This is a genomic window from Noviherbaspirillum sp. FW303-A3 (genome assembly GCF_058788695.1).
In genome coordinates, this window is sequence record NZ_JBYTAZ010000001.1 from 3,332,492 (window position 1) to 3,358,992 (window position 26,501).

Consider the following 26,501-nt stretch of genomic DNA (forward strand, 5'->3'; position numbering starts at 1 on the left):
TCGGGCCTATTCTATCCCGAATCGCTTGCCATGTTGAGCGATGTCGCATTTATGTCATGGAAAGAACTCGCTGTCCTCAACGCTCTAGCACATACCGGCCCGGCGCCGGCTCGAGCGGGGGATAGCCTTTCTTCGCCGCGCCCATTTGCGGGGGCGCCGTCATGCCGCTGTCGTGCTCTGCCAGCCAGGTTTCCCACTCCGGCCACCATGATCCTTCCATGCTCGGATTGGAGACATACCAGTGGTCGGGGTCCATGTAGTTCGTCCCGGACTTTCTGTGCGCCACGCGGTAGTGCCGTCCCTTGTGTCCGGGTTCGCTGACGATGCCGGCATTATGGCCGCCGTTGGTCAGAAGGAAGGTAACGTCGGGGTCGGCGGTCAGGTTGATCTTGTAGACGGACTTCCATGGTGCGACATGGTCGGTCTCGGTTGCCACTGCGAAGATCGGTGTGCGGATATCGCCCAGCGAGATCGGCCTGCCGTTCAGTTTGTAGCGCCCTGCGAACAGATCGTTCTTGAGGAACAGGCGGTGCAGGTATTCGCTGTGCATGCGGTAGGGCATGCGTGTGGCATCGGTGTTCCACGCCATCAGGTCGGTGTACGCCTGGCGGCCGCCCAACAGGTATTCCTGCACGATCAGCGACCAGACCAGGTCGTGCGAGCGCAGCAGCTGGAAGGCGCCCGCCATCTGGCGATTGTCCAGGAAGCCCTGGTTCCACATGATGTCTTCGAGGTAGTTCAGCTGGCTGTCGTCGATGAACAGGGTCAGTTCGCCGGCTTCGGTGAAATCGGTTTGCGCCGCCAGCAGCGTCATGGAATTGACGCGCTCGTCCTCGACCTGGGCGAGATACGCTGCCGCCATGGACAGCAGCGTGCCGCCGAGACAATAGCCGGCCGTGTTGATCTTCTGCCCGGGCACGATGGCATGCACCGCGTTGAGCGCTTCCAGCACGCCGAGCCGCAGGTAGGCTTCCATGTCAAGGTCACGGTCCTGTTCCGTCGGGTTGTGCCAGGAAATCATGAATACCGTGTGGCCGCGGCTCACCAGGTATTTCACCAGCGAGTTGTGCGGCGAGAGGTCGAGGATGTAGTACTTCATGATCCACGCCGGTACGATGAGGATGGGTTCGGCATGCACCTGTTCGGTCGCGGGCGCGTACTGGATGAGTTCGATCAGGCGATTGCGGTAGACGACCTGACCCGGAGTAATGGCGACCTGCACGCCCGCCTGGAAATCATCGGTGCCGAGCGGCGGCTTGCCTGCGATATGACGCTCCCAGTCCTCGACGAGATTCATTGCCCCGCGCAGCAGATTCATGCCGTTTTCGCGGACGGTTGCATTGAGGACTTCCGGATTGGTCGCGATGTAATTGACTGGCGACATCATGTCGAGCAATTGGCGTGCAACGAAGGACACGACTTGCTCATGGTGCGGCGACACGCCGCCGATCCCGGTCGTGATGTTGTGCCACCACTGCTGGTTGAGCAGGAAGGCCTGGTGGATCAGGTTGAACGGCCAGTGCTGCCAGGCATCGCTGCGGAAACGGCGGTCCTGCGGCAACGGCGTGATGCAGGGCTCGACTTTGCGGTCGGTGCATGCGCGCGCGGCGTAGATGCTGAAGCGCGCGCTCTTGCGTACGGCTTTCTCCGCGACCCGTTGCCATTTGCCGGGAGATTCCGCCAGGTGCAGGGCCCAGTCGATATAGGCCAGCGCCAGGCTGGCGGGAGAAATGCTGCCGGTGACGCGGCCCATTGCCGCATGCAGCAACCGGTCGATGGTGGCCGGCGGCTCCACATCGGTGACGGCCCAGGAGGGGGGCGGAAGATGTTCGGCCTTGCCATGCGCCATTTGGGATAACGGTTCCAGTGTCGATCGGGGCCTGTCCATCTCATCCTCCCTTTGTTCGCTTCTCCCATAGTAGGAATGGGTGGCGAAATATTGTTTGATGTGCATCAAACGTGCCCGAGCAGGCTCTAAAGAGTCGCCAATGCAACCGGTTTGCGTTTTTTGGACTGCTCCCTTTCCGGCAGAAACCCGATCCTTGTTCCGGTGTCTGACCGAAGACGCATTTTTCGCCGGATCATTGATGAATTCCCTGTTCCAAGAGGCAAGTCAGGCCGGGCAACTGTATCGACAGATCATCGACAATGCGCTCGATGCCTTTATTGCCATCGACCGCAACAGCATTATCCTTGAATGGAGCCAACAGGCCGAGGAGACGTTCGGCTGGGCGCGGGAGGAGGTGATCGGCAAGCCGATCACCGATACCGTCATTCCGGAGCGTTACCGGTTGAAGCACATGGCGGGGATGCGGCGCTACCTGCAGACAGGCGCCGGCACCATCATCAACTCGCGCGTCGAAATGCCGGCGCGCTGCAGGAACGGCGAGGAGATCCCGGTCGAACTGACGGTCAGGCCGCTCGTCACCGGGGACAGAACGATCTTCTTTGCCTCGATCCGCGACATCTCGCAGCGCAAGCACCTCGAGGATGCGCTGCATCGCCAGGTCAGCATCACCTCATCCATCCTCAACAGCATGGCCGGCGCCGTTATCGTCGCGGACCTGTCGGAACGTCTCATCATGGTCAACCCCGCAGGCCAGCAATTGCTCAACCTGCGTCCAATGGATGCCGACAAAGGGCCTTTCATCCAGAGCTACAAACTCCTGAAGCCGGACGGTTTCACGCATTATCCGCAGGATGAGCGCCCGACCGTGCGGGCCCTGCAAGGGGAACATGTGGACGGCCTGGTCGCCATGGTGCGTCACGAGCGTATCCCGGATGGCGTCTGGGTCAGCGTCAATGCCCGTCCCCTGCTCAACAGCCATGGCGTGCTGGTGGGCGCCGTTACCGTGTTCCATGACATCAACGAACTGCGGCGGCGGGAAGAGGCGCTGGCAAGCCTGGCCAGCCAGTTGCAGGAGCAGGCCAGCCTGCTCGACCTCGCGCGCGATGCCATCTTCGCGCGCACAACGGAAGACATCATCACCTACTGGAATCTCAGCGCCGAGAAGCTGTACGGCTATTCCCGGAGCGAGGCGACGGGACAGCACAGCCACACCCTGCTGCAAACCCGCTTCCCGGTGCCGCTCGAGGAGATCGTTGCCATCCTGCGCGAGCATCATCACTGGGAGGGCGAGCTGGTCCAGCGCACGCGCGACGGACGGGAAGTCATCGTGTTCAGCAAATGGGCGCTCGAGCTGCACAATGGAAAGCCGGCCCGCTACCTGGAAACCAATACCGACATCACGCACGAGGTCGAGACCGAACGCGCCCTGCGGCAGTCGCAGGAGGATTTCCGGTTGCTCGTCGAAGCGTCCACCGACCACGCCATCATGATGCTCGATACCAAGGGCGTGATCCTGAGCTGGAACAGCGGCGCCGAACGCATCCTGGGGCTGCCCGCGGAGCTGGCCATCGGACGTCCGGTGTCGAGCATCTTTACCTCCGAGGATCGCGGCTTCGGCGAACCGATGCGCGAACTGGAGGAGGCGCGGCTTGCGGGGCGTTCCGAGGACGATCGCTGGCACCTGCGCCAGGACGGGACGCGATTCTGGGCCACCGGCGTCGTCACGCCGCTATGGAATCCCGACGGCAGCCTGCGCGGCTTCGTAAAAATCATGCGCGACCAGACCGCGCACCGCCTGGCGGAAGAGCAGACCCGTTTTCTCGCCAATCACGATGGCTTGACCGGCCTGCCCAACCGGATCAACTTCAGCAACCAGTTGCATCAATCGCTTGCGCTGTCGCAGCGCAATAACATGCCGCTGGCGCTGTTGCTGCTCGACCTCGACCGGTTCAAGCAGGTCAACGATACCTACGGCCATCACACCGGCGACTTGCTGCTCAAGGAAGTGGCGCTGCGCATCGTGTCGTCGATCCGCGCGACCGACTTCGTGGCGCGCCTGGGCGGCGACGAGTTTGTCATCATCCAGACCGACGTGTCCCAGCCGGAAGCCGCCGAAACGCTTGCACGCAAGCTTGTGCTGGAACTCGGCAGGCCTTACCAGATCGACTCTGCCGAGATTGTCAGCGGCACCAGTATCGGTCTGTGCATCTATCCGAAGGACGGACGCAATTCCGTCGAACTGCTCAAGCGCGCCGATCTCGCCCTGTATCGCGCCAAGAATTCCGGCCGCCACAATTACCAGTTCTACACCTCCGACCTGTACATGGAGCAGGCATGGAAGCGCGACCGCGAAACGGCGCTGCGCAGCGCGCTGAAGAACCACCAGTTCGAGCTGTATTACCAGCCGCAGGTGGACCTGGGCAGCTGGCGGATTTCCAGCGTCGAAGCCTTGCTGCGGTGGAATGCGGCGGAGATGGAAATGGTGCTGCCCAACGAATTCCTCGACATCGTCGAGCAGAACGGGATGATCGTCGAGATCGGCGAATGGGCGCTGCGCGAGGCGGCCCACCAGGTCAGGCGCTGGCAGGCGCAGGGGATGAGCGATCTGCGGCTGGCGCTGAACTGTTCCGCCCGCCAGTTCAACGATCCCAAGTTTGTGGCGGCGATTCCAGGCATCCTGCGCGACGCCGGGATCAGCGCCGACTCGCTGGAACTGGAGGTGCCCGAATCCATGCTGGCGCGCCATCCCGAGATCAAGGAGCACCTGTCGGACTTGCGCGCACAGGGCATCCGCCTGACCATCGACAACTTCGGGACCGGAGCCACGGCGCTGATCGACCTGAAGGAATTCGAGATCGACGTGCTCAAGATCGACAAGGCCTTCGTGCAGCACCTGCCGCACCGACGGGAGGACTCCGCGATCACCTCGGCCATCATCAGCCTGGCGCACAACCTCGGGGTGCGGGTGGTGGCGGGCGGCGTCGAAACCGCGGAACAGCTGGCCTACCTGAAGGCGCGCGACTGCACCAGCGCCCAGGGCTTCATCTTCAGCCCGCCGGTGCCTGCGCAGAAATTCGAGGAGTTGATGCTCAACGGCACCTGGTCGCGCTTGAACCGCATGCCGCAGCTGAACGATTCGGTGGCTTTCAACGGATTACATTGAAATCATCCGCCACAAACGCGGCGAAATTCTCCGCCGGCACCGGCCTGCTGACCAGGTAGCCTTGTGCCTGGTCGCATCCGTGCGCCTGCAGGAAATCGAGCTGGCTGCGCGTTTCCACGCCCTCCGCGATGACGGTCAGCTGCAAGGCGTGACCGAGCTGGATGATGGCCTTGACGATCGCCGCGCCTTCCGCCGCGCCGGGCACGTCGCGCACGAAGGACTGGTCGATCTTGAGCTTGTCCACCGCGAGGCGCTTCAGGTACGCGAGGCTGGAATAGCCGGTGCCGAAGTCGTCGATCGACAGCTGCACGCCGATCTTCTTCAGTTGATGCAAGGTTTCCATGACGCTCGCGGTATCGTGCAGCAGCAGCGATTCCGTCAGTTCGAGTTCCAGCAGTTCCGGCCGCAGGCCGGACCGCTGGAGCGCCCTCTGGAGCGTATCGAGAATGTCGCTGCGCTTGAACTGCTGTGCCGAGAGATTGATCGCCATCGGCAAGGCCGGCATCCCGGCTTTCTGCCAGGCGACCGCCTGCCGGCAGGCTTCGTTCAGCACCCATTCGCCGATCGGCACGATCAGGCCGCTTTCTTCGGCCAGCGGAATGAAGCGTCCCGGCGGAATCAGCTCCTCGTCGCCGCGCTGCCAGCGCACCAGCGCCTCGACGCCGATGATGGCGCCGGAAGCGATGTCGATCTGCGGCTGGTAGTGCAGGACGAATTCGCTGTTCTTCACGGCCTTGCGCAGGTTGCCGTGCAGCTCCATCCGGGCCAGCGCATCGACGTTCATCGAGGCGGCGAAGAAGTGGTAAGTGTCCCGGCCGTTGTCCTTGGCATGGTAAAGCGCGGTATCGGCATTCTTGAGCAGGGTGTCGAAATCGCGGCCGTCGTCCGGGTACAGGCTGATGCCGATGCTGAAGCTGGTGTTGACGGTGTGCGGGCCGATCTCGAACGGTTCGGCGACTGCGTCCAGGATGGACTGCGCCGCGCGGCTGGCGACGCTCGAATCGCCTACGCCATTGAGCAGGAGGACAAACTCGTCGCCGCCCTGGCGGCAGATGGTGTCGCTGTCGCTGATGCAGCGCCGCAGGCGGTCCACGATGGCCAGCAGCAGCTTGTCGCCGGTCTCGTGGCCCAGCCCGTCGTTGACCTGCTTGAAATTGTCCACGTCGAGGACCAGTATCGCCACGCCCGACTGTTCGCGGCCCGAGACGGCGACGGCGCGGTCGAATCGGTCGCGCAGCAGCACGCGGTTGGGCAGGTGGGTGAGCGGATCGTGGTGCGCGAGGAAGGCCAGCTTTTCTTCGGCCACGACGCGTTGCGAGCGGGTACGCAGGGTTTCGATCCCGAATGCGAGGTCGGTTGCCAGTTCGTAGAGCAGCCGTACTTCGTCCTGGCCGAAGGAATCCGGATCGGGGGAGTAGATCGACAGCGCGCCGAAAGTGCGTCCCGCGCTGATCAGCGGCAGCGCGATGCAGGACAGGTAGCCGCGTGACCGCGCCGCCTCGCGCCAGGGACCGGTGGAGGGATTGTTCATGTAGTCCTGGACGATTTGCACCCGCGACTCGCGGATGGCGGTGCCGGTCGGACCGCGGCCGTATTCCGTGTCGCCGCTCCACGACAGCCGGATGTTTTCCAGGTAGCCATCGTCGACGCCGGACTGGCTGACAGGCCGCACCGTTTTTGCATCGTCGTTTTCTGCGTAGCCGACCCAGGCCATCCGGTATCCGCCCCGGAACACCACCACGCGGCAGATTTCGTCGAGCAGGTTTTGCTCGCGTTCCGCATGCACCAGCGTCATGTTGCAGTCGCTCAGCATGCGCAGCGCGCGATTGAGCTTTTTCTGGTTCTGCTCAGCGCGCTTGCGTTCGGTCACGTCGCGTGCGAACACCAGCGCGCCGTCCTCGTCTTCGTAGCGGAACGGCACCGCCGATACCTCGACGTCCACGGGACTGCCGTCCATACGCAGGAATTTTTCGTATTGCGGAGAGATGACCGCCTTGTCGGCACCGATGTCGCGGATATGCTGCTCGACCGCCTCGCGGAAATCCGGGTGGATGCGGTCGAGGACCGGTGTGCCCAACAGCTGCCTGCGCGACTGCGCGCCGAACAGGCGCATGGCGGCGCCGTTGATGTAGGAGAAGCTGCCTTTCATCTGGACGATGATGGCGTCGGGCGCGCTTTCGACCAGCTTGCGCAGGCGATATTCGCTGTCCTTGAGTGCCTGCTCGTAACGATGGCGGTCTTTCACCAGCAGGTTGAAGCTGTTGATCAGGTGTCCGATCTCGTCATTGCGCTCGACCGGAATCGGCGCCAGCGCAGCTTGGCCGCCAACCATTTCCCGCATGGCGGTGCCCGCCTTGTCCAGCGGCGAAAGCATGCGCCGCGCCAGCCACTGAATGGCGAAGATGGCGACCAGCGTCATGAGCGCCGCGGCGACATACAGCGAGCTGCGCATGGTTTCCAGCGGGCCGAAGGCGACATTCACGGGCAGCGCGGACATCACGATCCAGTTCGACAGCGGGACGCGCTTGGCGGAATAGAGGTGGGGCACGCCGGCCGCGCTGACGCCGATGCCGGAACCTTCGAAGCCGTCGCTGAAACGGTCCAGCATCGGATTGCGGCCGCGCTCTGGCATCGGTGTCATGGCGCGCGCGCTGTCCGTGGCCGCGATCAGCAGCTTGTCGTGCGGGGAGAGGACAAAGATTTCGCCTTTGCCGGCCATCTCGGGCTGGGAGACGATACCGAGAAAATTCGGCGCGGTGAGGTCGGTGATCCCGGTCATGACCGCGCGCAGCCCGCCGCCGGCGTCAACGATAGGGACCGAGATTGTCAGCACCGGCCGCTTGAGCGTGCGGCCGATGATGGGTTTGTCGATGTAGGGCTTCCCGGTTTCGACCGCCTTGCGGAAGTAGCCGCGGTCGCCGAAGTAGGTGCCGCGGCGTCCCGGCACCACGGGATAGTCGGCAATCGCCCGCCCGTCGAGGCCGATGACCGCGACGCCCGCCGGGAACATCAGGTGCAGGGCGGGAAAACGTTCCAGGAATGCGTCGAGCGACGCGGCGCCCAGGTCCGTCGGCACGCCGGCCGCGACTTTCGACAGGCTTTCGACGCGCTCTTCCAGCTTGGTATCGATCTGCGCCGCGATCTGGCGCGTCGCGGCGAACTGCTGGTCCGACAGCACTTTCTCGAACTGGGTTTCGAGTACCGTCACCGATACCGTCGCCATGACCCAGAGGAAGACGGCGAACAGACCGACGGTCAGCGCAATCAGCTTGAGCTTGAGGACCGGTAGCCGCTCCCTGTCGAGCAGGGTGGACAGGAAGGCGGTGACGTGTTGTGGGCGCATGTAATGAATCGAACGAAGCGATGGTTCGATGACAGCGGCCGTAAGGCCGTTTCCCGCCCCGTAGCGCGAACGGAGCGTTCAGGCGGGGAGCAGGAATAACCCTAAGTATACTAGGTGTATTTGGCTTGGAAACATTTTCCCTTTGGAAACCTAGATTTCTACTTGCGTCCCCAGTTCGATGACGCGGTTGGTCGGTACGCGGTAGTAGTCGGCCGCATCGCGGGCATTGCGGGACATGGTGGCGAACAGCGATTCGCGCCACAGGGCCATGCCGCTGCCCACCTTGGGAATGACCGTCTGGCGGGCGATGAAGTAGGACGTGCTCATCATGTCCATTTCCAACCCGGCGTCCTTGCACAGTTCCAGCGCGGCGGGAATGTCGCGCTCATCCTTGAATCCGTAGTGGATGTTGACCTGGTAGCACTGGTGCCCCAGCGGCGTCACCTTGGTGCGCTCTTCCTCGGGGACGGTCGGGATGTCGGCGTTGTACACCGTCAGGAATACCGTGCGCTCGTGCAGCACCTTGTTGTGCAGCAGGTTGTGCAGCATGGCGTGCGGGACGCCGTCACCCTCGGCCCGGAAGAAAACGGCCGTGCCTTCGACCCGGGCGGGCGGACTGATGAACAGCGACTGCAGGAAGTCTTCCAGCGGCACCAGGTGCTTGCGCAGGTTTTCGTAGACCAGGTGGCGGCCGTCGCGCCAGGTCAGCATGATCAGCATCAGGATAGCCGCGAGCACCAGCGGGAACCAGCCGCCATGCAAGATCTTCAGCGTGTTGGCCGAGAACAGGACGACGTCGATGATCAGGAAGAAACCGGTTGCACCGAAACACAGCAACAGGTTGTAGCGCCAGCGGTAACGGATGACGAAGAAAGTGAGGATGGTCGTCATCAGCATGTTCGTCGTCACCGCGATGCCGTAGGCAGAGGCCAGGTTGGACGAGGAGCCGAAGCCGATCACGGCCAGCAGCACCACGGCCAGCTGCATCCAGTTGACGAGCGGGATGTAGATCTGGCCCATTTCCCGGTCGGAGGTGTGCATCACGCGCATGCGCGGCAGGAAGCCGAGCGCGATCGCCTGCTGGGCGATAGAGAAGGTGCCGGAAATGGTTGCCTGCGAGGCAATCACGGTAGCCATGGTCGACAGCACTACCAGCGGATAGATGCTCCATGCGCCGAGCTGCTGGTAGAACGGATTCGACACCGCTTCCGGATTGCCCAGCAGGAGTGCGCCCTGGCCGAGATAATTGAGCATCAGGGACGGGAACACGACCGCGAACCATGCCAGGCGTACCGCCCGCTTGCCGAAATGGCCCATGTCGGCATAGAGTGCTTCCGCGCCGGTGACGGCCAGCACGATGGCGCCTAGCGCCACAAAGGCCAGCCAGCCGTTCTGCAGCAGGAAGCGGAAGGCGTGGATGGGATTGAGTGCGGCGAGGATGGCCGGGTTTTCCACGATGTTGACGATGCCCATCACCGCCAGCGCCGTGAACCAGACCACCACGATCGGCCCGAACCATTTGCCGATGCCGCCCGTGCCCTTGCTCTGCAAGGTATACAGGGCGACCAGCACTACGACGGTCAGCGGCACCACATAAGGCTTGAAGGCGGGCGTGGCCACTTCCAGGCCTTCAATGGCAGAGAGCACTGAAATCGCCGGAGTGACGACGCCATCGCCAAAAAACATCGCGGTGCCGAGCAGGCCGACGATGACCAGCGGCTGGAACCATTTCGACTTCGGCCCGACCGAGGACAGGGCCAGCGCCACCAATGCCATGACGCCGCCTTCGTTGCGGTTGTCGGCACGCAGGATCAGCGTCACGTATTTCAGGGACACGATGATGATCAGCGACCAGACAATCAGCGAGGTCACGCCGAACAGGTTGCCTTCGTTCAGCGGCACCCCATGGGCAGGCGCGAAGACTTCCTTCATCGTGTATAGGGGACTGGTTCCGATATCGCCGTAGACGACGCCGATGGCGGCGAGGGTGAGGGCGGCTAGACTGCTCTTGTGTGGTTGTGGCGCCAAGGCGGCCTCCTGTCGATGCTGCATTGCAAAAACGGAATTCTAGCGTATTTGCATCGTCACAAGACACCCTCTCGCTCCGGCCGTTATGCCGCTTCTTTGATATAGATCCTTGTTGCGCCTGTGTTAAACCCGTCAACATTTGCCCACGGTTTCCTGTCGGAATTCCGGCAGGGTTGATTTAGTGGACAGGACTGCTCATGCTTTACCAGATTCACGAAAACAACAAGATATGGATGGCGCCCATCGTCAACGCGGCGCACTTGTCGTACATCTTCCTCACCAATCCCGCGTCGCCGTTTGCCTATACGCCTTTTGCGCAGCGCCTGGCCGCGGGGTTCGAACTTCTCTACCGCCTCGGCAAGGAATACGAGAAGCCCAGGTTCGAGATCGGTTCGACCATGATCGGTGATGTCGCGGTACCCATCGTGAAGGAAATCGTGGCCGGCAAACCGTTCTGCCACCTGCTGAACTTCAGGAAGGAGTTCGGTGCCGCCAGGGTGAAGCAACCCAAGGTCCTGCTTCTGGCGCCGCTGTCCGGCCACCACGCCACCCTGCTGCGCGATACAGTGATCACCCTGCTGCCCGAGCACGACGTCTACATCACGGACTGGATCGACGCCAGGCTGGTGCCCCTGTCGAAGGGAGAATTCCATTTGCACGACTATGTTTACTACCTGCAGGACTTCATGCGCCTGCTGGGGCCGGACCTGCATGTGATCGCAGTGTGCCAGCCCTCCGTTCCGCTGCTGGCGGCGGTGGCGCTGATGTCGACGGCAAAGGACCCGCTGGTGCCGCGCACGATGACGATGATGGGCGGTCCGATCGATACCCGCAAGTCGCCGACCATCGTCGACCAGCTGGCCACCGAGCGCGATCTGGAATGGTTTGAAACCACGGTGATCCACAAGGTTCCGCCCAACTATCCCGGAGCCGGGCGGCGCGTCTATCCGGGTTTCCTGCAGCATTTCAGCTTTGTCTCGATGAATGCGGCACGCCATGCGAAGAGCTACCAGGAGTTCTACGAGCATCTCGCGCAGAACGGCGCCGACAAGGTGACCGAGCATCACCGGCGCTTCTACGACGAATACAACGCGGTGCTCGACATCCCGGCGGAGTTTTACCTTGAGACGGTGAAGACCGTATTCCAGGAATCCAGCCTCGCCACGGGGACGTGGAAAGTCGAAGGCAAGGCGGTGCGGCCCGAGGATATCAAGAACGTCGCCCTGCTCACCATCGAGGGCGAATGGGACGACATCACCGGGCGCGGCCAGACCCGGGCGGCGCACACCCTGTGCAGCGGCATTCCGCGCACCCGGAAGGAACACTACACGGCGCCTGCCGTCGGGCATTACGGCATCTTCTCCGGCCGCCGCTGGCATGAACGCGTCTGTCCCAAGATCGCGGACTTCATCAAGGCCAATTCGGGAGCGAGGAAAGCCTGACGGCAGGACCAGAACGTTGCTGGACGAGACAGGAACCGCCTGCGGAGGCTATCCTTGATCCTTGGGGACGCTTCGCACGGCGGCGCGTCCGCCCGTGCCAGTCATCATCAGCGATTCCGGAAAGCGGGAAGAATGCCTACTGAATACATTGGAGAGTACCTCGTCGAATACAGCGGCGAGCCCTTGCGCATCGGCAAGGGGTGGGCTGCCTACCTCGCCATTTATGATGTAAACCGCAACCCTGCCTTCCGCGCCAGCATTTTCCCCAAACACCGTGTCTGCCTGGACACCGTCTTCATTACGCAGGAAGCGGCAGCGGAACGCGCCCGCGAAGTGGCTGTCGCCAAGATCGGCCGTTCGGCCAGCAAAAGCAACTCATAGCCGTTTGCGCAAGTTGTTGCGCAAACGGCTATAAAAATCTTCCATTCGTCTGTCCAAAAATGCCACTTGTCCGAAAGCGGGCGGTCTACCCCGCTTGCTTGACGGCATGGCATTGCATAACGCAAAGCAAAGTGTATTCTGCAGGTATTGCTGTGAGGCAATTCTTTTTAATCACGGATCCGGAAGATGATCATGTTTACCTCAGTCGGGATGGCGAAAGCACTGCGGCGGATGCGCGGCTTCAGCCTCATCGAAGTCCTTGTCGCCGTTGCCATCGTGGGCATTCTTGCGGCCATAGCGATCCCGTCGTACCAAAAGCACGTGATCTCTTCAAACCGAAGCGCGGCACAGGCGCACCTGATGGACATCGCCCAGGCGCAGCAGCAGTTCATCGCCGACAACAGGGCGTACGCCGCCACGCTGGCCGAGCTGAATGGCATGACGACGCCGGACAAGGTATCCAAGTACTTTACGATCACGATCGACGTGACTTCCGGTCCGCCGCCCACCTTCACGGCCACGGCAACGCCGAAGGCGGGAACGCCGCAGGTCAGCGACGTCACGCTGACCATCAACCAGGCAGGCAACAAGACTCCCGCGGAAAAATGGTAGGTGGCAGCCATGGGCAACGTACTTCCTCACAATACGCATCTGCCGGCCGGCTCCCGTCGGGCGCGCATGCGCATTGCCGGCTTTACGCTGCCCGAGCTGCTGGTCGCCGTCGGCATCGTCTCCATCCTGGCTGCGCTGGCCGCGCCATCGTTTTCCAACCTGATTGCCTCCCAGCGTGCGCGCGCCGGCGCGACGGACCTTTATCTCGCGCTGGCCAAGGCGCGCAGCGAAGCGATCAAGCGCAATGCCAATGTCACGCTGTCGCCCAAGAGTGGCGCCTGGCATAACGGCTGGGAGGTTGTCGGGCCTGCGGTAACGCCTGGCGACCCGGACATCATGCTGGATGAGCACAATCCAATCAGCGGTGCGGCCATCACCGGTCCGGCCTCGGTGGTGTACCAGTCGACCGGACGGGTGCGGGGCAATACCCAGCCAGTCTTCGGTTTTTCCTTCACCGGATCGGATGCCGCGGCATGCGTGAAGGTGGATCTTAGCGGCCTTCCTACTCAGAAGTCCTCATCATGCTGACGCACACGCAAATCCGTCATCGCAGGCAATCCGGCACCAGCCTGATTGAAGTGCTGATCACCATGGTCATCCTCGCATTCGGCCTGCTCGGACTGGCGGGCATGCAGAGCAAGCTGCATTTGACGACTGCCGAGTCTTATCAGCGCGCCCAGGCCATCGTGCTGTTGAACGACCTCAGCGAGCGCATCAACGCCAACCGCGCCCAGGCGGCCAGTTATGTAACGCCGACGCCGCTGGGCACCGACGACGCCGAGCCGGCGGATTGCTCCGTCGCTGCCGCCGGACCGGCGCGCGACAAGTGCGAAGTCAGCAATGCCCTGAAGGGTGCCGCCGAAAAGAAAGCGGACGTCAACACCGGTGCGATGACGAATGCGCGCGGCTGCGTGGAGCAGCTGCAGCCGGTAAACAACGTTTCATGTACGCCTGGCATCTACCAGGTGACGGTCGCATGGCAAGGGCTGCACAAGACCAAGGAACCCGACAATACCTGCGGCAAGGGGTTGTACGGTGACGACGCCTACCGCCGTGCGATCTCCGTGACGGTCGCCATCGGCACGCCGACCTGCTCTCCACTCTGATGCGAGCGATCATGAAGATCAACACCAGCACTCGGATCAACAAAAGGGAAGGCGGCTTTTCGCTCGCCGAGCTGATGATCGCCGTGACGATCGGCCTGCTGATCCTTGCCGGCCTGTCCGGCGTGTTCTCGACGACCAGCAAGTCGCGCGGCGAGGTCGAGCGCGCCAACCGACAGATCGAAAACGGCCGCTACGCTGTGCAGTTGCTGACGGACGATTTGAAGCTGGCAGGTTATTTCGGTGAACTTAACGCGGGCCTCTTGGCTCCGCCGGCCGTCATGCCCGATCCATGCCAGACCGCGGTGGCCGACCTCAGGACCGCCATGGCGCTGCATGTGCAAGGTTCCGACAACGGCGACGCGGTACCAAGCTGTCTGTCGGACGTACGCAGCGGAACCGACATCGTTGTAATCCGTAGAGCCAGCACCTGCATCGCGGGTACTGCCGACTGCGATACAGCTTCAGCGGGGCGACCGTACTTCCAGACTTCATTGTGCAAGCCGGCGACCGGCGCGCCGATCCCAGAGCTGTCATCGACAAGCGTGCTGGATCACTTCGCAATCGACACCGTTCCCGGCTCGCTCAACCTGCACAAGCGGAATTGCACAGACGTCGCGGACCTCAGGCGTTTCGTCACGCATATCTATTTTGTGGCGAACAACAATACGCCATCCGATGGCATCCCCACTCTCAAGCGGGCCGTACTCGGCGGAAACGAGGGGAGCTCGGAATTCACCATCGTTCCGCTGGTTGAGGGGATAGAGAACCTGCAGTTCGAGTATGGCATCGATACCGATGCCGTTGGCGACCCCAACGGAGGCAGCCCCAACGCGTACACCGCCGATCCCGACAGCTTCAATGCCTGCATCGGCGCAGCGTGCGTGACTAACTGGTACAACGTGGTGTCGATCAAGGTACATGTGCTCGCGCGCAACACCGAAAAGACCACGGGTTACACCGACACCAAGACCTACACGCTCGGCCTGAATGCCAATGGCGCAGACCAGACGCTCGGGCCGTTTAACGACGCCTACAAGCGCCACGTTTATCAATCTTCCGTGCGCCTGAACAACCCGGCAGGACGAAGAGAACCATGAGAACGCTAAAACGACAATCAGGAACCACGCTGCTGGTGGCGATGATCATGCTGGTGCTGATCACGCTACTCGTGATCAACACGGTCAATCTCGGCAGTGGCAGCGTGCAAACGGTCAGCAACATGCAGGCGAAGAACCAGGCGGCAGCTGCCGCGGAAGAGACGCTGCAGGAGGTCATCAGCACCAAGCGCTTCTTCGAGACGCCCTCGACAGTATTCAGCGAGCCCTGCGCCGGCTCATATAACAAGAAGTGCTTCAACCTGGACGCCGACAGCTCGCCGGACATCGTCGTTTCGCTGGTGCGCGACCCAGTGTGCGTCAAGGCCACGGTGATGAGCACTCAGCGTCTACTCATGAGCAATCCGGAAGAGGCCAATTGCGCCACTCAGGATGACCAACGCCTGTTTGGTCAGGGCGGCTCCCCCGGCAACTCGTCGTGTGCCGAAAGCGTATGGGACATCCAGGCGCAAGCCATCGACATGGTCACGCAAGCCCGCTCCACCGCTATACAAGGCATTGCCGTAACCGTACCCACGGATGCCATCGACACATCGTGCCCTCTGTAACCTAGGGAAGACCGCCATGAACGCTTTACGCATGCTGAAATCCGCCGCACTGGCCTTTATGGCGGTGCTTTCGATGGCTCCCATGGGGGCATCCGCTGAAGATATTGATATCTTCATCGGCTCTTCCGGCGGCACCGCCAACAATGCCAACGTGCTGATCGTGCTCGACAACACGACCAACTGGAACCGGCAGTCGCAGCACTGGCCGGGCGCGATCACCCAGGCGCAGGCGGAAATCAACGCCATCAAGACAGTCGTGGCATCCCTCGGCAGCAACGTCAATGTCGGCCTCATGCTGATCACGCCGAACGGCACCGGCAACCGCGGCGGATATATCCGCTCGGCGATCAAGCCGATGGACGATGCGAACAAGGCCGCCCTCATGAGCGTGCTGACGACGATGTACATCAATTACAACGACGAGGGCGTCGCCAGCAATGCGACCTACGGAGATGTGCTGTTCGACGCATTCAAGTACTTCGGTGGCTACACCAGCCCGACGCATGCCAAGGACGATGTGGCCGGCACCCCGACGGACAAGACGCATTTCGGCACGGCAGTCTTCAATGACCTGACGCCGACGTCGAAGGCGGATGTCAGCGGCTATACAAGCGGCGGATTCACTGCGTATTCAACGCCGATTTCGACGGCGAACAGCTGCTCGAAGAGCTACATCATCTTTATCGGCAACGGCTTCCCGAACGAGGAAAATCCCGTCTACCTGACCAACGTCGGCGGCGATACCACATCGATCGCAATGCCGACCTATACAACCACGTCCACATCGACGACGACCAATCTTGGCCTGACGAGCGCCTGCTACAGCAATATCGGGACGTGCGATTCGACGGACTTCCCAGCGTGTACCGATGGCACCTACGCATCATGCGCCTGCAATACCAGCACCACGTCCACAGCGGGTTGCACGGGCAGCAAGAAAAAGTATACAGTCGGCGGCGTCTCGACCACGACGACCGCCACGCCGACCGGCACCTATTCCATGCCGGCAAGGCCGCGCCTGGCCGATGAATGGACGCGTTTCCTGTATCAGACCGACGTGAACGGGGCGATCGGACAGCAGAACGTGTCGACGTACACCGTCGACGTTTTCAACGCGCAGCAGGATGCCGACCAGACCGCACTCCTGCGCAACATGGCGAAGGTCGGCGGCGGCAAGTATTTCGCGGCCACCGACGAGAGCAAGATCGTCAATGCGCTGAAGGAAATCTTCGCGGAAATCCAGGCGGTCAACACCACCTTCGCCTCCGCCAGCTTGCCGGTGAATGCCACCAACCGTTCGCAAACCGAAAACCAGGTCTTCATCGGCATGTTCCGTCCGGACCCGGATGCCAAGCCGCGCTGGTTCGGTAACCTGAAGCGCTACCAGCTGGTCGAGTCGGGCGGCTCCATCGAACTCGGCGACGTCACCGGCGCGCTGGCGATCAACTCGCTGACCGGCTTCGTGACCAACTGCGCCAACAGTTACTGGACGACGGATTCCGGCACCTACTGGCAGAGCATCACCATCAACCCGAGTCCGATCGGCGCCTGCACCACCACCACGAACAGCCTCTATTCCGACGCACCGGACGGACCGCAGGTGGAGAAGGGCGCGGTCGCGGAAGTACTGCGCAAGGGCAATAACCCGCCGAGCACCAACACGACGCCGACCTGGGGCATCAACCGCACCATGTACACGGTTTCCGGCGGAGCCCTCACGCCTTTCACGAGCGGGTCTTCGGGTTTGTCCAGCACCCTGGTCGACTTCATCATGGGCAAGGATGTCAACGATGAAAAGGGAACCGGCGTACTGACCACGACGCGTCCGTCCATCCACGGCGACGTCATCCACTCCCGTCCCTTCCCCGTCAACTACGGCGGTAGCAACGGCGTGGTGGTCTACTACGGCGCGAACGACGGCACCTTCCGCGCAGTCGACTCCGATACCGGCAAGGAGAAGTGGGCGCTGATCGCCCCCGAGTTCTTCCCGCGTTTCCAGCGCCTGATGGACAACAGCCCGCTCGTGACCTATCCGAACCTGTCCGCGAGCACCACGCCCGCGCCCAAGGCCAAGGATTACTTTTTCGACGGGACGATGGGCCTCTATCAGAACCTGGACAATTCCAAGGTCTGGATTTACCCGACCATGCGCCGCGGCGGCCGCATGATCTACGCGCTGAATGTGACCAATCCCAATTCGCCGGTCCTGAAGTGGCGCGTCGGCTGCCCGAACCTGACCGACGACACCGGTTGCACCTCCGGCATGTCCGCGATCGGCCAGACATGGTCGGTGCCGCGCGTGGGCTTCATCAAGGGATACTCCACCTCGACCCCGGTACTCGTGGTAGGCGGCGGCTATGACAGCTGCGAAGACGCCAACAGCTCGGCGCCTTCCTGCGCAGCGTCGAAGGGCCGTGCCGTGTATGTGCTGGATGCCGACACGGGAGAAGTGCTGAGATCGTTCGAAACGACGCGCAGCGTTGTCGGCGATGCTTCCTATGTCGACATCGACGGCGATGGCTACCCCGACTACGCCTACGTGGCTGACACCGGCGGCAACCTCTACCGCATCTCCTTCATCGATGGCCCGACAACCAGGAATCCGCTGGCTGCTGCCAGCTGGACCATGCGGCGTGTCGCCTACACCAATGGTGCAGGCCGCAAGTTCCTGTTCGAGCCCTCGGTCCTCGCCAACAGTGGCTATGTCTACATCGCCATCGGCTCCGGCGACCGCGAGCATCCGCTGCAGACGGATTACCCGTACTCCAGCGTGACCAACCGCTTCTACATGTACCTGGACAACCTGTCGACCACGACCGGCGACGCCACCAACATGGACAGCACGGAGCACATGGCGAACTACACGACTGCGACCACCTGCAACACGACGCCCATTGTTCCCGGCGGTGAGAAGAAAGGCTGGTTCATGGACTTGAGTGCCAATGGTGCAGGCGAGCAAACCGTAACATCGGCACTGATCGCCGGCGGCATGATCACGTTCAGCACGAACCGCCCGATTCCCGCCGCAATCGGCACCTGTTCGACCACGCTGGGTGAAGCGCGCGGATACTGGGTGAACCTGCTGAACGCTTCTGGCGCCATCGGCGTGGCAGGCAGTTGCGACGGTTCGCGTTCCGCGACCTTCGTCGGCGGCGGCCTGCCACCGTCCCCGGTGATTACGCGGGGCGTGAAGATTGCCATCGGCGGCAAGGAGACAGCTGTCACCGTGGTCATCGGCGCGGTACAGCGCAAGTCCCGCGGCACCAATGCACCGATCGCTCCGCAGCGTGTCGACCCGCCGATCAAGTCCAAGCGCAAGCAGGTCTACTTCTCGACGCAAATCGGCAACTGACAGGCAATACTGCAGGAATGAAAAAGGGAGGACATGTTCCTCCCTTTTTCATTATCCGCCGGCACATGCAAGACGTACGGAACGTTTCCCCTTTCATGCGCATCGAAGTTGCTTACCAAGGCAACAATTGGGGATGCCATGAACACCACTTGGATTGTTTCAGCCAATGCCAGCCGGGCAAGGTTCTTTTCCCAGGAGCAGCCTTCCGACCAGCTGGAAGAAATCAATGACATGGTCAACGACGCCGCCCACGAGCGCATACTGGATGCGACGGAAACGGACAAGCTGGGGCCAACGGCCGCTACCAAAAGCACCCATGGCACCGGCGGCGCTGCGCCGACCAAGCTGTATGAGCCGGCCGTGACACCGGACGTGCATCAGGCAGAACTGTTCGCGCGAGACATCGCCGGTTTCCTCCAGAAGGCCCATCAGGAAGGCCGCTTCCAGGAGCTGACGCTGGTCGTGTCGCCGCAATTCCTCGGCATGCTGCGCAAGCTGCTGGCGCCGGAGCTGGAATCCGTCGTGAAACTGGAGATCAACAAGGACTATACGCAGTTCAGCCCTGCGCAGTTGCGCGAGCAGGTGGTCGCGCATATGGGGAAAGGGTAAGCCGGCCGAGGCGGACGCCCCGGCCGTGAAAGTGCCTTACTCGACCGTCACCGACTTCGCGAGGTTGCGCGGCTTGTCGACGTCGGTGCCGCGCGCCAGCGCCGTATGGTAGGCCAGCAACTGCAGCGGCACCACGTGCAGGATCGGCGACAGGTGGCCGTAGTGCTCCGGCATGCGGATCACGTGCACGCCATCGCTTGATGAAATGCGCGAATCGGCATCAGCGAACACATAGAGCTGGCCGCCGCGCGCGCGCACTTCCTGCATGTTCGACTTCAGCTTCTCGATCAGCGTGTCGTTCGGCGCCACGGTCACCACCGGCATTTCGTTCGTCACCAGCGCCAGCGGTCCGTGCTTCAGTTCGCCCGCTGGATACGCTTCGGCGTGGATGTAGGAAATCTCCTTCAGCTTCAGCGCGCCTTCCAGTGCGATCGGATAGTGCAGGCCGCGTCCGAGGAAGAGCGCATTTTCCTTGCGTGCAAACTCTTCCGCCCATGCAATGATCTGCGGCTCCAGCGCCAGCACCGCGCCGATGGAGAGCGGCAGGTGGCGCAGGGCCTTCAGGTGTGCCGCTTCCTGTTCGTCGGTCAGGCGGCCGCGAACCTGCGCCAGCGTCAGCGTGAGCAAGAAGAGGGCGACCAGCTGCGTAGTGAAGGCCTTGGTTGATGCCACGCCGACTTCCACGCCGGCGCGCGTGATGTAGGACAGCATGCACTCGCGCACCATGGCGCTGGTGGCGACGTTGCAGATGGTCAGCGAATTGACCATGTCCAGCGCACGCGCGTGCTTGAGTGCGGCCAGGGTATCGGCGGTTTCGCCGCTCTGCGAGATGGTGACTACCAGCGCATTCGGATTCGGCACACTGTCGCGATAGCGGTATTCGCTCGCGATCTCCACATTGACCGGCAGCTTGGCGATCGATTCGATCCAGTATTTCGCGGTCAGGCCGGCATAGTAGCTGGTGCCGCAGGCAAGGATCAGCACCGAGTCGACCTTCTTGAACACGTTGTAGGCCTTGTCGCCGAACAGCTCGGGCATGATGCTGTTGACGCCTTCAAGCGTGTCGCCGATGGCGCGCGGTTGCTCGAAAATTTCCTTTTGCATGAAGTGGCGGTAAGGGCCGAGTTCAGCCGCGCCCGTATGCGCATGCACCGTGCGGACCTCGCGCTCGGCAGGCTTGCCGTTCACGTCGGCGATCCAGTAACGCTGCAATTGCAGGTCCACCACATCGCCTTCCTCAAGGTAGATGATCTGGTCGGTCGTGCCGGCCAGCGCCATCGCGTCGGAGGCAACGAAATTCTCGCCCTTGCCCACGCCGACGATCAGCGGCGAACCCTGGCGCGCGCCGACCACACGGTGCGGCTCGTCCCGGCAGAACACGGCAATCGCGTAGGCGCCATGCAGGCGCTTCACGGCCTGCTGCACGGTCTCGAACAGGTCGCCTGTATACATATGGTCGACCAGGTGGGCGATCACCTCGGTGTCGGTCTGGCTTTCGAAGACGTAGCCGGCCCCGGTCAGTTCGGCACGCAGTTCGTCATGATTCTCGATGATGCCGTTGTGTACGAGGGCAATGCGCTCGCGCGAGAAATGCGGGTGGGCATTGTGGGAGGCAGGCGCACCGTGCGTGGCCCAGCGGGTGTGGGCGATACCGGTAAAGCCGGCCAGGCCGGCCTTGTCGACTTGCGCTTCCAGGTCGGCAACGCGCGAGGTGCTGCGTGAACGCTGGAGGATGCCGTCCACATGCAGGGCGACGCCGCAGGAATCATAGCCACGGTATTCCAGCCGTTTCAGACCTTCCAGAAGGATGGGGGTGATATTGCGCTGCGCGACCGCGCCGACGATGCCACACATGGGGACTCCCTACGATGAGTTGAGGACCGTTGTATCGTAGAAGATGGTGGGTGAAAAAAGTTTGCGAAATTTAAGTAAAAATGAATAAAAACATCGAGCCCTAAGTCATGTGAAATATAATTTCATATATATCGTATTTTTGATGGATTGGAAAATGGAAGTTGCGGACTTGATACTCGATGAGCTGGACCGGCGCATCCTGAATGCTTTGCAGGAAGATGCTTCCAGGACGAACAATGAACTTGCCGCCCTGGTGCACGCGTCGGCACCCACCTGCCTGCGCCGGGTGAAGCGCCTCACGGATGCCGGCATCATCGCGCGCCAGGTTGCCATCGTGGCGCCGGAGAAGGTCGGCGCCGCCCTGACGGCCGTCGTGGAAATCACGCTGGACCGCCAGGGGGCTGAAAAAATGCAGGAATTCGAGGAGTTGGTGGCCGGTGAAGCCGCGGTCCTGCAGTGCTACCGCGTTTCACCCGGCCCAGATTTCGTGCTGATCGTGCAGGTGGCCGACATGCCGGCCTACCACGTGCTGGCGCACCGGCTGTTTGCGTCACATGCGAACGTACGTAACGTTCGCAGCTTTTTTTCCATCCACCGCAGCAAGTTCGAGACGCGCATCGCCGTCTGATGCGCGGATTTATTTCTTGATCTTGACCGGACGCTTCCAGGTTTCGATGGTCAGCTGCTTCGCGCGCGAGACGGTCAGCTTGCCTTCCGGCGCATCCTTCGTCAGCGTCGTGCCTGCGCCGAGGGTTGCCCCCTTGCCGACGCGCACCGGCGCGACCAGCTGGGTGTCGCTGCCGATGAAGGCGTCATCCTCGATCACCGTGCGGAACTTGTTCGCGCCATCGTAGTTGCAGGTAATCGTGCCGGCGCCGATGTTCACGCGCGAGCCAACGTCGGCGTCGCCGACATAGGCAAGGTGATTCGCCTTGCTGTGGGCGGCAACCTTGCTGTTCTTCACTTCAACGAAGTTGCCGATGTGCACGTCCTCGCCCAGCTCGGTGCCTGGGCGCAAACGCGCGTACGGGCCGATGGCGGAGGAGGGGCCGACAATCGCATCCTCAATATGGCAGAACGGCTTGATGCTCGCGCCCTTCGCGATGCGGGCGTTGCGGATGACACAGTGCGCACCGATGCTCACGCCGTCTTCCAGTTCCACCTTGCCTTCGAACACGCAGCCGACATCGATGCTGACGTCGCGCCCGCACACGAGCGAGCCGCGCACGTCGATGCGCGCCGGATCGGCCAGGGTCACGCCCTGTTCGAGCAGCGCGTTGGCGATGTTGCGCTGGTGGATGCGCTCCAGTTCCGCCAGTTGTACCTTGCTGTTGACACCCAGGGTTTCCCACACGGCCGCCGGCTGCGCTGACACGACGGGCACGCTATCGGCAACGGCACGGGCGACGATGTCGGTCAGGTAGTACTCCTTCTGCGCATTGTCGTTCGACAGGGTGGCGAGCCATTTCTTCAGCTTCGCCGTCGGCGCGACCATGATGCCGGTGTTCACTTCGCGGATCGCGCGTTGCTGTTCGCTTGCATCCTTTTGCTCGACGATGCCGACGATGCTGCCGCCTTCACGCAGGATACGGCCGTAACCGGTGGGATCTTCCAGATCGATAGTGAGGATCGCCAACTTATCCTGTCCGGCGCTGTCCAACAATTGCTGCAATGAATCCTTCGTTGTCAGCGGCACATCGCCGTAGAGCACCAGCGTCGGCACGTCGTCAGAGAGATGGGGAACCGCCTGCATGACCGCGTGCCCGGTGCCCAGTTGCGGCTCCTGTTTCGCAAAGCTCAAGTCGTCTGCCTTGCAGGCTTCGGGAACGGCGTCGCCGCCGTGGCCGTAGATCACGCAAAGGCGTTGCGGTGAAAGGGTGCGCGCGGTGTCGATGACATGCGATAGCAAGGGTTTGCCCGCGAGGGGATGCAGGACCTTCGGCAATGCGGATTGCATGCGCTTTCCCATGCCGGCAGCAAGAATGACAATATTCATGGATGATAGGTGTAAAGTTTGCAAAAGTTTAGCATGCAACCCCAACGCGCTTTTCTCGCCCGTGTGACCCTGGTCCTGCTGGCAATCCTGCTGGCGGGATGCAGTGCCTTGCGCCTCGGCTACGCCAACGGTGACACCTTCGTTTACTGGTGGCTGGACGGCTATGTCGATTTCACGAACGAGCAGAAACCCTGGGTCAGGGCGCACATCGACCGTCTCTTCGACTGGCACCGCAAGACGCAGTTGCGGGACTATACGCAACTCTTCGGCCACGCACAGCTGCGCCTGCAACGCGGTCCGGTCCAGCCGGCGGAGATCCGCGAGGATTTCGACGCCATCCGCAAGCGCGCCGCGACTGTTCTCGAGAAATCCGTCCCGGAACTCACCGACCTCGCGCTCTCCATCGAGCCCGGGCAGATCGCCCATCTTGAACGGAAGTTCGCTTCCAACAATGAGAAGTATCGTAGGGAGTATTTACGGGGAAATGTTGATGACCGTCAACGGCTGCGATTCAAGAAGGTCATGAAACAGGTCGAATACTGGTTCGGCAATTTCAGCGACGAGCAGGAGGCGCAAATCCGCAAGGCGTCCGACGCGCGGCCGCTGGATAACGACATATGGATGACGGAGCGCCTGCGCCGCCAGCAGGAAATGCTGCAGATGCTGCGCAAGGTCCATGCGGAAAAGCCGGCCAGGGAGGTGGTGTCGAAAATGATCCGCGACTTCGTCTCGCACGGCTTCGACAACTTCACCTATGCCGAACACAAGGCCTTCTTCGACGGATCATCGGAAGGCATGGCGCAACTGATCGCCACGATCATCAACGTGGCAACCCCCGAGCAGAAGGCGCATGCGGTCAAGCGCCTGCAGAAATTGATCGAGGATTGCCACGAATTCGCGGCGAAGGGTTAGTCGTCGTCCAGCCCGCTGAATCTCACCACATTGTTTGCCGGCGGTGCGCATGGCTCCTCGTCGAAGGCGATGTCGCCGTCCGGCGATGCTTCACCGGTCACCTTCAGGTCGACGAAGTTGAACAGCTTGCTGTCCATCAGGTGCGAGGGCGCAACCGTCGACAGGGCGGAGAAGATGTTCTCCACGCGTCCCGGGTGCTTCTTTTCCCATTCGCGCAGCATCGCCTTGATGTGCTTGCGCTGCAGGTTTTCCTGGCTGCCGCACAGGTTGCAGGGAATGATCGGGAATTCGCGCACTTCCGCAAAGCGCTCCATGTCCGTTTCCTTCACATAGGCCAGCGGACGGATCACGATGTGCTTGCCGTCGTCCGACTGCAGCTTGGGGGGCATGCCCTTCAGCTTGGCGCCAAAGAACATGTTGAGGAAGAAGGTTTCGAGGATGTCGTCGCGATGGTGGCCGAGCGCGATCTTGGTCGCGCCGAGCTCGTCCGCCACGCGATACAGGATGCCGCGGCGCAGGCGCGAGCACAGCGAGCAGGTGGTCTTGCCTTCGGGGATCACGCGCTTGACGATGCTGTACGTATCCTGGTTCTCGATGTGGAAGGGCACCCCGATCTTCGTCAGGTAGGCCGGCAGCACATCTTCAGGAAAGCCCGGCTGCTTCTGGTCAAGGTTGACCGCGACGATATCGAAATGGATCGGTGCGCGCTCGCGCAGCGTCAGCAGGATATCGAGCAGGCCGTAGCTGTCCTTGCCGCCCGACAGGCAGACCATCACCTTGTCGCCATCCTCGATCATGTTGAAGTCGCCGATCGCCTGGCCGACCAGACGGCACAGGCGCTTGTGCAGCTTGTTGTTCTCGTAGGCGATCTTTTCCGCCTTCTTTGCGCTGGTCGCGACTTCGTTTTGCACCACTTCGCTCATTTCACTTTCCATCCTTACTGCTTGATGTGGATGACTTCCACGCCGACCGCGTCGCAATCCGGATAGACGTCGGGCTTTTCGGTCGATACGCGCACCGCACGCACCTTCGGGTGCGACAGCATCGCGCGCGCCACGTCGTCGCACAGCGTTTCCTGCAGGTGGATGTGGCCCTGCGCCATGCGCTTGGCGATGGTGTCGCGCATGAAGTCGTAATCCACAACCTCATACAGATGGTCTCCCTTCGGCGTCGATTCCGACAATGGGATGAAGAGATCGACATTGACCAGCACGCGCTGTTCGCCTTTCTTTTCGAATTCGTGGACGCCGATATTGATCATCACCTCGTAGTTGCGGAGGAAGAGGCGCCGGCAATCGGCCAGGCTGGGGTGCGAAAGGGAAGAGAGCATGATTTCAACTTTATTTCGCAACGAACATGACGTCGCGTTGCAGGGGGATTAAATGCTGGCCGCCGTCGACCAGCAAAGTAGTGCCGGTCATCGACTGATTTTCGGCGGCAAAACAGACGGCACTGGCGACATCTTCCGGCGTGCTGGCACGACCGAGCGGCGTCATCCTGTGCGCCTTGGCGAAACCTTCCTCGGTCTGGTTGCCCGAAACGAGCGTCAGGCCGGGGGCGACGCCCACGACACGCACCTTTGGCGCCAAGGCCTGCGCAAGGACCGAGGTCGCCGTCTGCAGGCCGGCCTTGGACAAGGTATAGGACAGGAAATCGGGATTCAGGTTGAACAGTTTCTGGTCGAGCAGGTTGATGACGACCGACTGGGCGCCCTCCGGCGTCGCCGCATGGAGTGCGCGAGCCAGGATCACGGGCGCTGCCAGGTTGGCATGCATGTGCCTGTCGAGGGATGCAAAGGAAAAATCGACAGCCGTGTCGCCCTCGAACAGCGATGCGTTATTCACCACGCAAGAAACCGGGCCAAGCGCAGCAGAGGCCTCATCCAGCAAACGGTTCACCGCTTGTTCATCCGCCAGGTCGCATCGCAGAGCCGTCGCGCGCCGGCCGAGGGCTTCGATCTCGCGCACAGTTGCCCTCGCCTCATCCGCAGACCGGCCGTAATGCACGACCACATCCCACCCGCGCTGCGCCAGTGCGAGCGCGATACTGCGCCCGATGCGCCTGGCGGCACCGGTCACGAATGCAACTTTGCTGTTTCCTGTGGTCATAGAAGTGTTCTGGCTCCGGCGGATATTGTCATTCCATCCACGGACAAGGATCCTGCGGCCCGGATTTGTTCACAAGCGCAGGG

Annotated in this window: 20 protein-coding genes; 12 read left to right on the forward strand and 8 right to left on the reverse strand. The window is 61.8% G+C overall.

What is annotated here, in order from left to right:
* Positions 1-76: 76 nt before the first annotated feature.
* Positions 77-1,888 carry a PHA/PHB synthase family protein gene (locus AC3WOY_RS16045; protein WP_492425532.1) on the reverse strand — a complete coding sequence of 604 codons (1,812 nt, stop codon included), beginning with the start codon at positions 1,886-1,888 and terminating at the stop codon, positions 77-79.
* 199 nt (positions 1,889-2,087) lie between these two features.
* On the opposite strand from AC3WOY_RS16045, the gene AC3WOY_RS16050 reads away from it, so the two are divergent.
* Positions 2,088-5,012 carry a sensor domain-containing protein gene (locus AC3WOY_RS16050; protein WP_492425534.1) on the forward strand — a complete coding sequence of 975 codons (2,925 nt, stop codon included), beginning with the start codon at positions 2,088-2,090 and terminating at the stop codon, positions 5,010-5,012.
* On the opposite strand, the gene AC3WOY_RS16055 is transcribed toward AC3WOY_RS16050, so the two are convergent.
* Positions 4,996-8,355, reverse strand: a complete 3,360-nt coding sequence (locus AC3WOY_RS16055; RefSeq protein WP_492425536.1) for an EAL domain-containing protein — start codon at positions 8,353-8,355, stop codon at positions 4,996-4,998. The two genes, AC3WOY_RS16050 and AC3WOY_RS16055, sit on opposite strands and share 17 nt — an antisense overlap.
* 150 nt (positions 8,356-8,505) lie before the next feature.
* Positions 8,506-10,407, reverse strand: a complete 1,902-nt coding sequence (locus tag AC3WOY_RS16060) for a potassium transporter Kup (protein WP_492425538.1) — start codon at positions 10,405-10,407, stop codon at positions 8,506-8,508.
* Between the two features lie 173 nt (positions 10,408-10,580).
* Between AC3WOY_RS16060 and AC3WOY_RS16065 the strand changes: the two genes are divergently transcribed.
* The 9 genes from AC3WOY_RS16065 (at position 10,581) to AC3WOY_RS16105 (ending at position 19,548) form a co-directional block, all read left to right on the forward strand.
* A complete protein-coding gene (locus tag AC3WOY_RS16065) occupies positions 10,581-11,825 on the forward strand; it encodes a polyhydroxyalkanoate depolymerase (protein WP_492425540.1) in 1,245 nt (414 codons plus the stop codon).
* Positions 11,826-11,957: 132 nt separating this feature from the next.
* A complete protein-coding gene (locus AC3WOY_RS16070) occupies positions 11,958-12,206 on the forward strand; it encodes a hypothetical protein (RefSeq protein WP_492425542.1) in 249 nt (82 codons plus the stop codon).
* Positions 12,207-12,398: 192 nt separating this feature from the next.
* A complete protein-coding gene (locus AC3WOY_RS16075) occupies positions 12,399-12,818 on the forward strand; it encodes a type IV pilin protein (RefSeq protein ID WP_492425544.1) in 420 nt (139 codons plus the stop codon).
* A gap of 9 nt (positions 12,819-12,827) precedes the next feature.
* The gene (locus AC3WOY_RS16080; protein ID WP_492425546.1) at positions 12,828-13,346 is read left to right on the forward strand and encodes a GspH/FimT family pseudopilin; all 519 of its coding nucleotides are present in this window, start codon (positions 12,828-12,830) and stop codon (positions 13,344-13,346) included.
* A complete protein-coding gene (gene pilV, locus AC3WOY_RS16085) occupies positions 13,340-13,924 on the forward strand; it encodes a type IV pilus modification protein PilV (RefSeq protein WP_492425548.1) in 585 nt (194 codons plus the stop codon). Before AC3WOY_RS16080 ends, pilV begins: the two co-directional genes overlap by 7 nt.
* An 11-nt stretch (positions 13,925-13,935) precedes the next feature.
* Positions 13,936-15,021: a PilW family protein gene (locus AC3WOY_RS16090; RefSeq protein WP_492425550.1), complete on the forward strand. Its 1,086-nt coding sequence runs from the start codon at positions 13,936-13,938 to the stop codon at positions 15,019-15,021.
* A complete protein-coding gene (locus tag AC3WOY_RS16095; protein ID WP_492425552.1) occupies positions 15,018-15,587 on the forward strand; it encodes a hypothetical protein in 570 nt (189 codons plus the stop codon). The genes AC3WOY_RS16090 and AC3WOY_RS16095 overlap by 4 nt, the downstream gene beginning before the upstream one ends.
* Positions 15,588-15,603: 16 nt before the next feature.
* Positions 15,604-18,939 (forward strand): pilus assembly protein, encoded by a 3,336-nt coding sequence (locus AC3WOY_RS16100; protein ID WP_492425554.1) that lies wholly within the window; start codon positions 15,604-15,606, stop codon positions 18,937-18,939.
* A 138-nt stretch (positions 18,940-19,077) separates the two neighbouring features.
* Entirely contained in the window at positions 19,078-19,548 is a 471-nt protein-coding gene (locus AC3WOY_RS16105; protein ID WP_492425556.1) for a host attachment protein, read from the forward strand.
* Positions 19,549-19,584: 36 nt separating this feature from the next.
* Here the strand turns inward: AC3WOY_RS16105 and glmS are convergent, their stop codons facing one another.
* Positions 19,585-21,402, reverse strand: coding sequence for a glutamine--fructose-6-phosphate transaminase (isomerizing) (gene glmS, locus AC3WOY_RS16110; protein WP_492425558.1), 1,818 nt, complete (start codon positions 21,400-21,402; stop codon positions 19,585-19,587).
* Between the two features lie 154 nt (positions 21,403-21,556).
* Between glmS and AC3WOY_RS16115 the strand changes: the two genes are divergently transcribed.
* On the forward strand, positions 21,557-22,030 hold the full coding sequence (locus AC3WOY_RS16115) for an Lrp/AsnC family transcriptional regulator (protein WP_492425560.1): 474 nt from the start codon (positions 21,557-21,559) through the stop codon (positions 22,028-22,030).
* Between the two features lie 9 nt (positions 22,031-22,039).
* Here the strand turns inward: AC3WOY_RS16115 and glmU are convergent, their stop codons facing one another.
* Positions 22,040-23,398 (reverse strand): bifunctional UDP-N-acetylglucosamine diphosphorylase/glucosamine-1-phosphate N-acetyltransferase GlmU, encoded by a 1,359-nt coding sequence (gene glmU, locus AC3WOY_RS16120; protein WP_492425562.1) that lies wholly within the window; start codon positions 23,396-23,398, stop codon positions 22,040-22,042.
* A 33-nt stretch (positions 23,399-23,431) separates the two neighbouring features.
* Here glmU and AC3WOY_RS16125 point away from each other — a divergent pair, with 33 nt between their 5' ends.
* On the forward strand, positions 23,432-24,310 hold the full coding sequence (locus AC3WOY_RS16125; RefSeq protein ID WP_492425564.1) for a DUF6279 family lipoprotein: 879 nt from the start codon (positions 23,432-23,434) through the stop codon (positions 24,308-24,310).
* On the opposite strand, the gene ttcA is transcribed toward AC3WOY_RS16125, so the two are convergent.
* From ttcA to AC3WOY_RS16140, 3 genes are read right to left on the reverse strand one after another with little or no spacing between them, the layout of a single operon-like run.
* Positions 24,307-25,233, reverse strand: a complete 927-nt coding sequence (ttcA, locus tag AC3WOY_RS16130) for a tRNA 2-thiocytidine(32) synthetase TtcA (RefSeq protein ID WP_492425566.1) — start codon at positions 25,231-25,233, stop codon at positions 24,307-24,309. The genes AC3WOY_RS16125 and ttcA overlap by 4 nt on opposite strands.
* 14 nt (positions 25,234-25,247) lie before the next feature.
* A complete protein-coding gene (locus AC3WOY_RS16135) occupies positions 25,248-25,640 on the reverse strand; it encodes a dihydroneopterin aldolase (RefSeq protein WP_492425568.1) in 393 nt (130 codons plus the stop codon).
* Positions 25,641-25,650: 10 nt separating this feature from the next.
* Positions 25,651-26,418 carry an SDR family oxidoreductase gene (locus AC3WOY_RS16140; protein WP_492425570.1) on the reverse strand — a complete coding sequence of 256 codons (768 nt, stop codon included), beginning with the start codon at positions 26,416-26,418 and terminating at the stop codon, positions 25,651-25,653.
* Between the last annotated feature and the right edge of the window lie 83 nt (positions 26,419-26,501).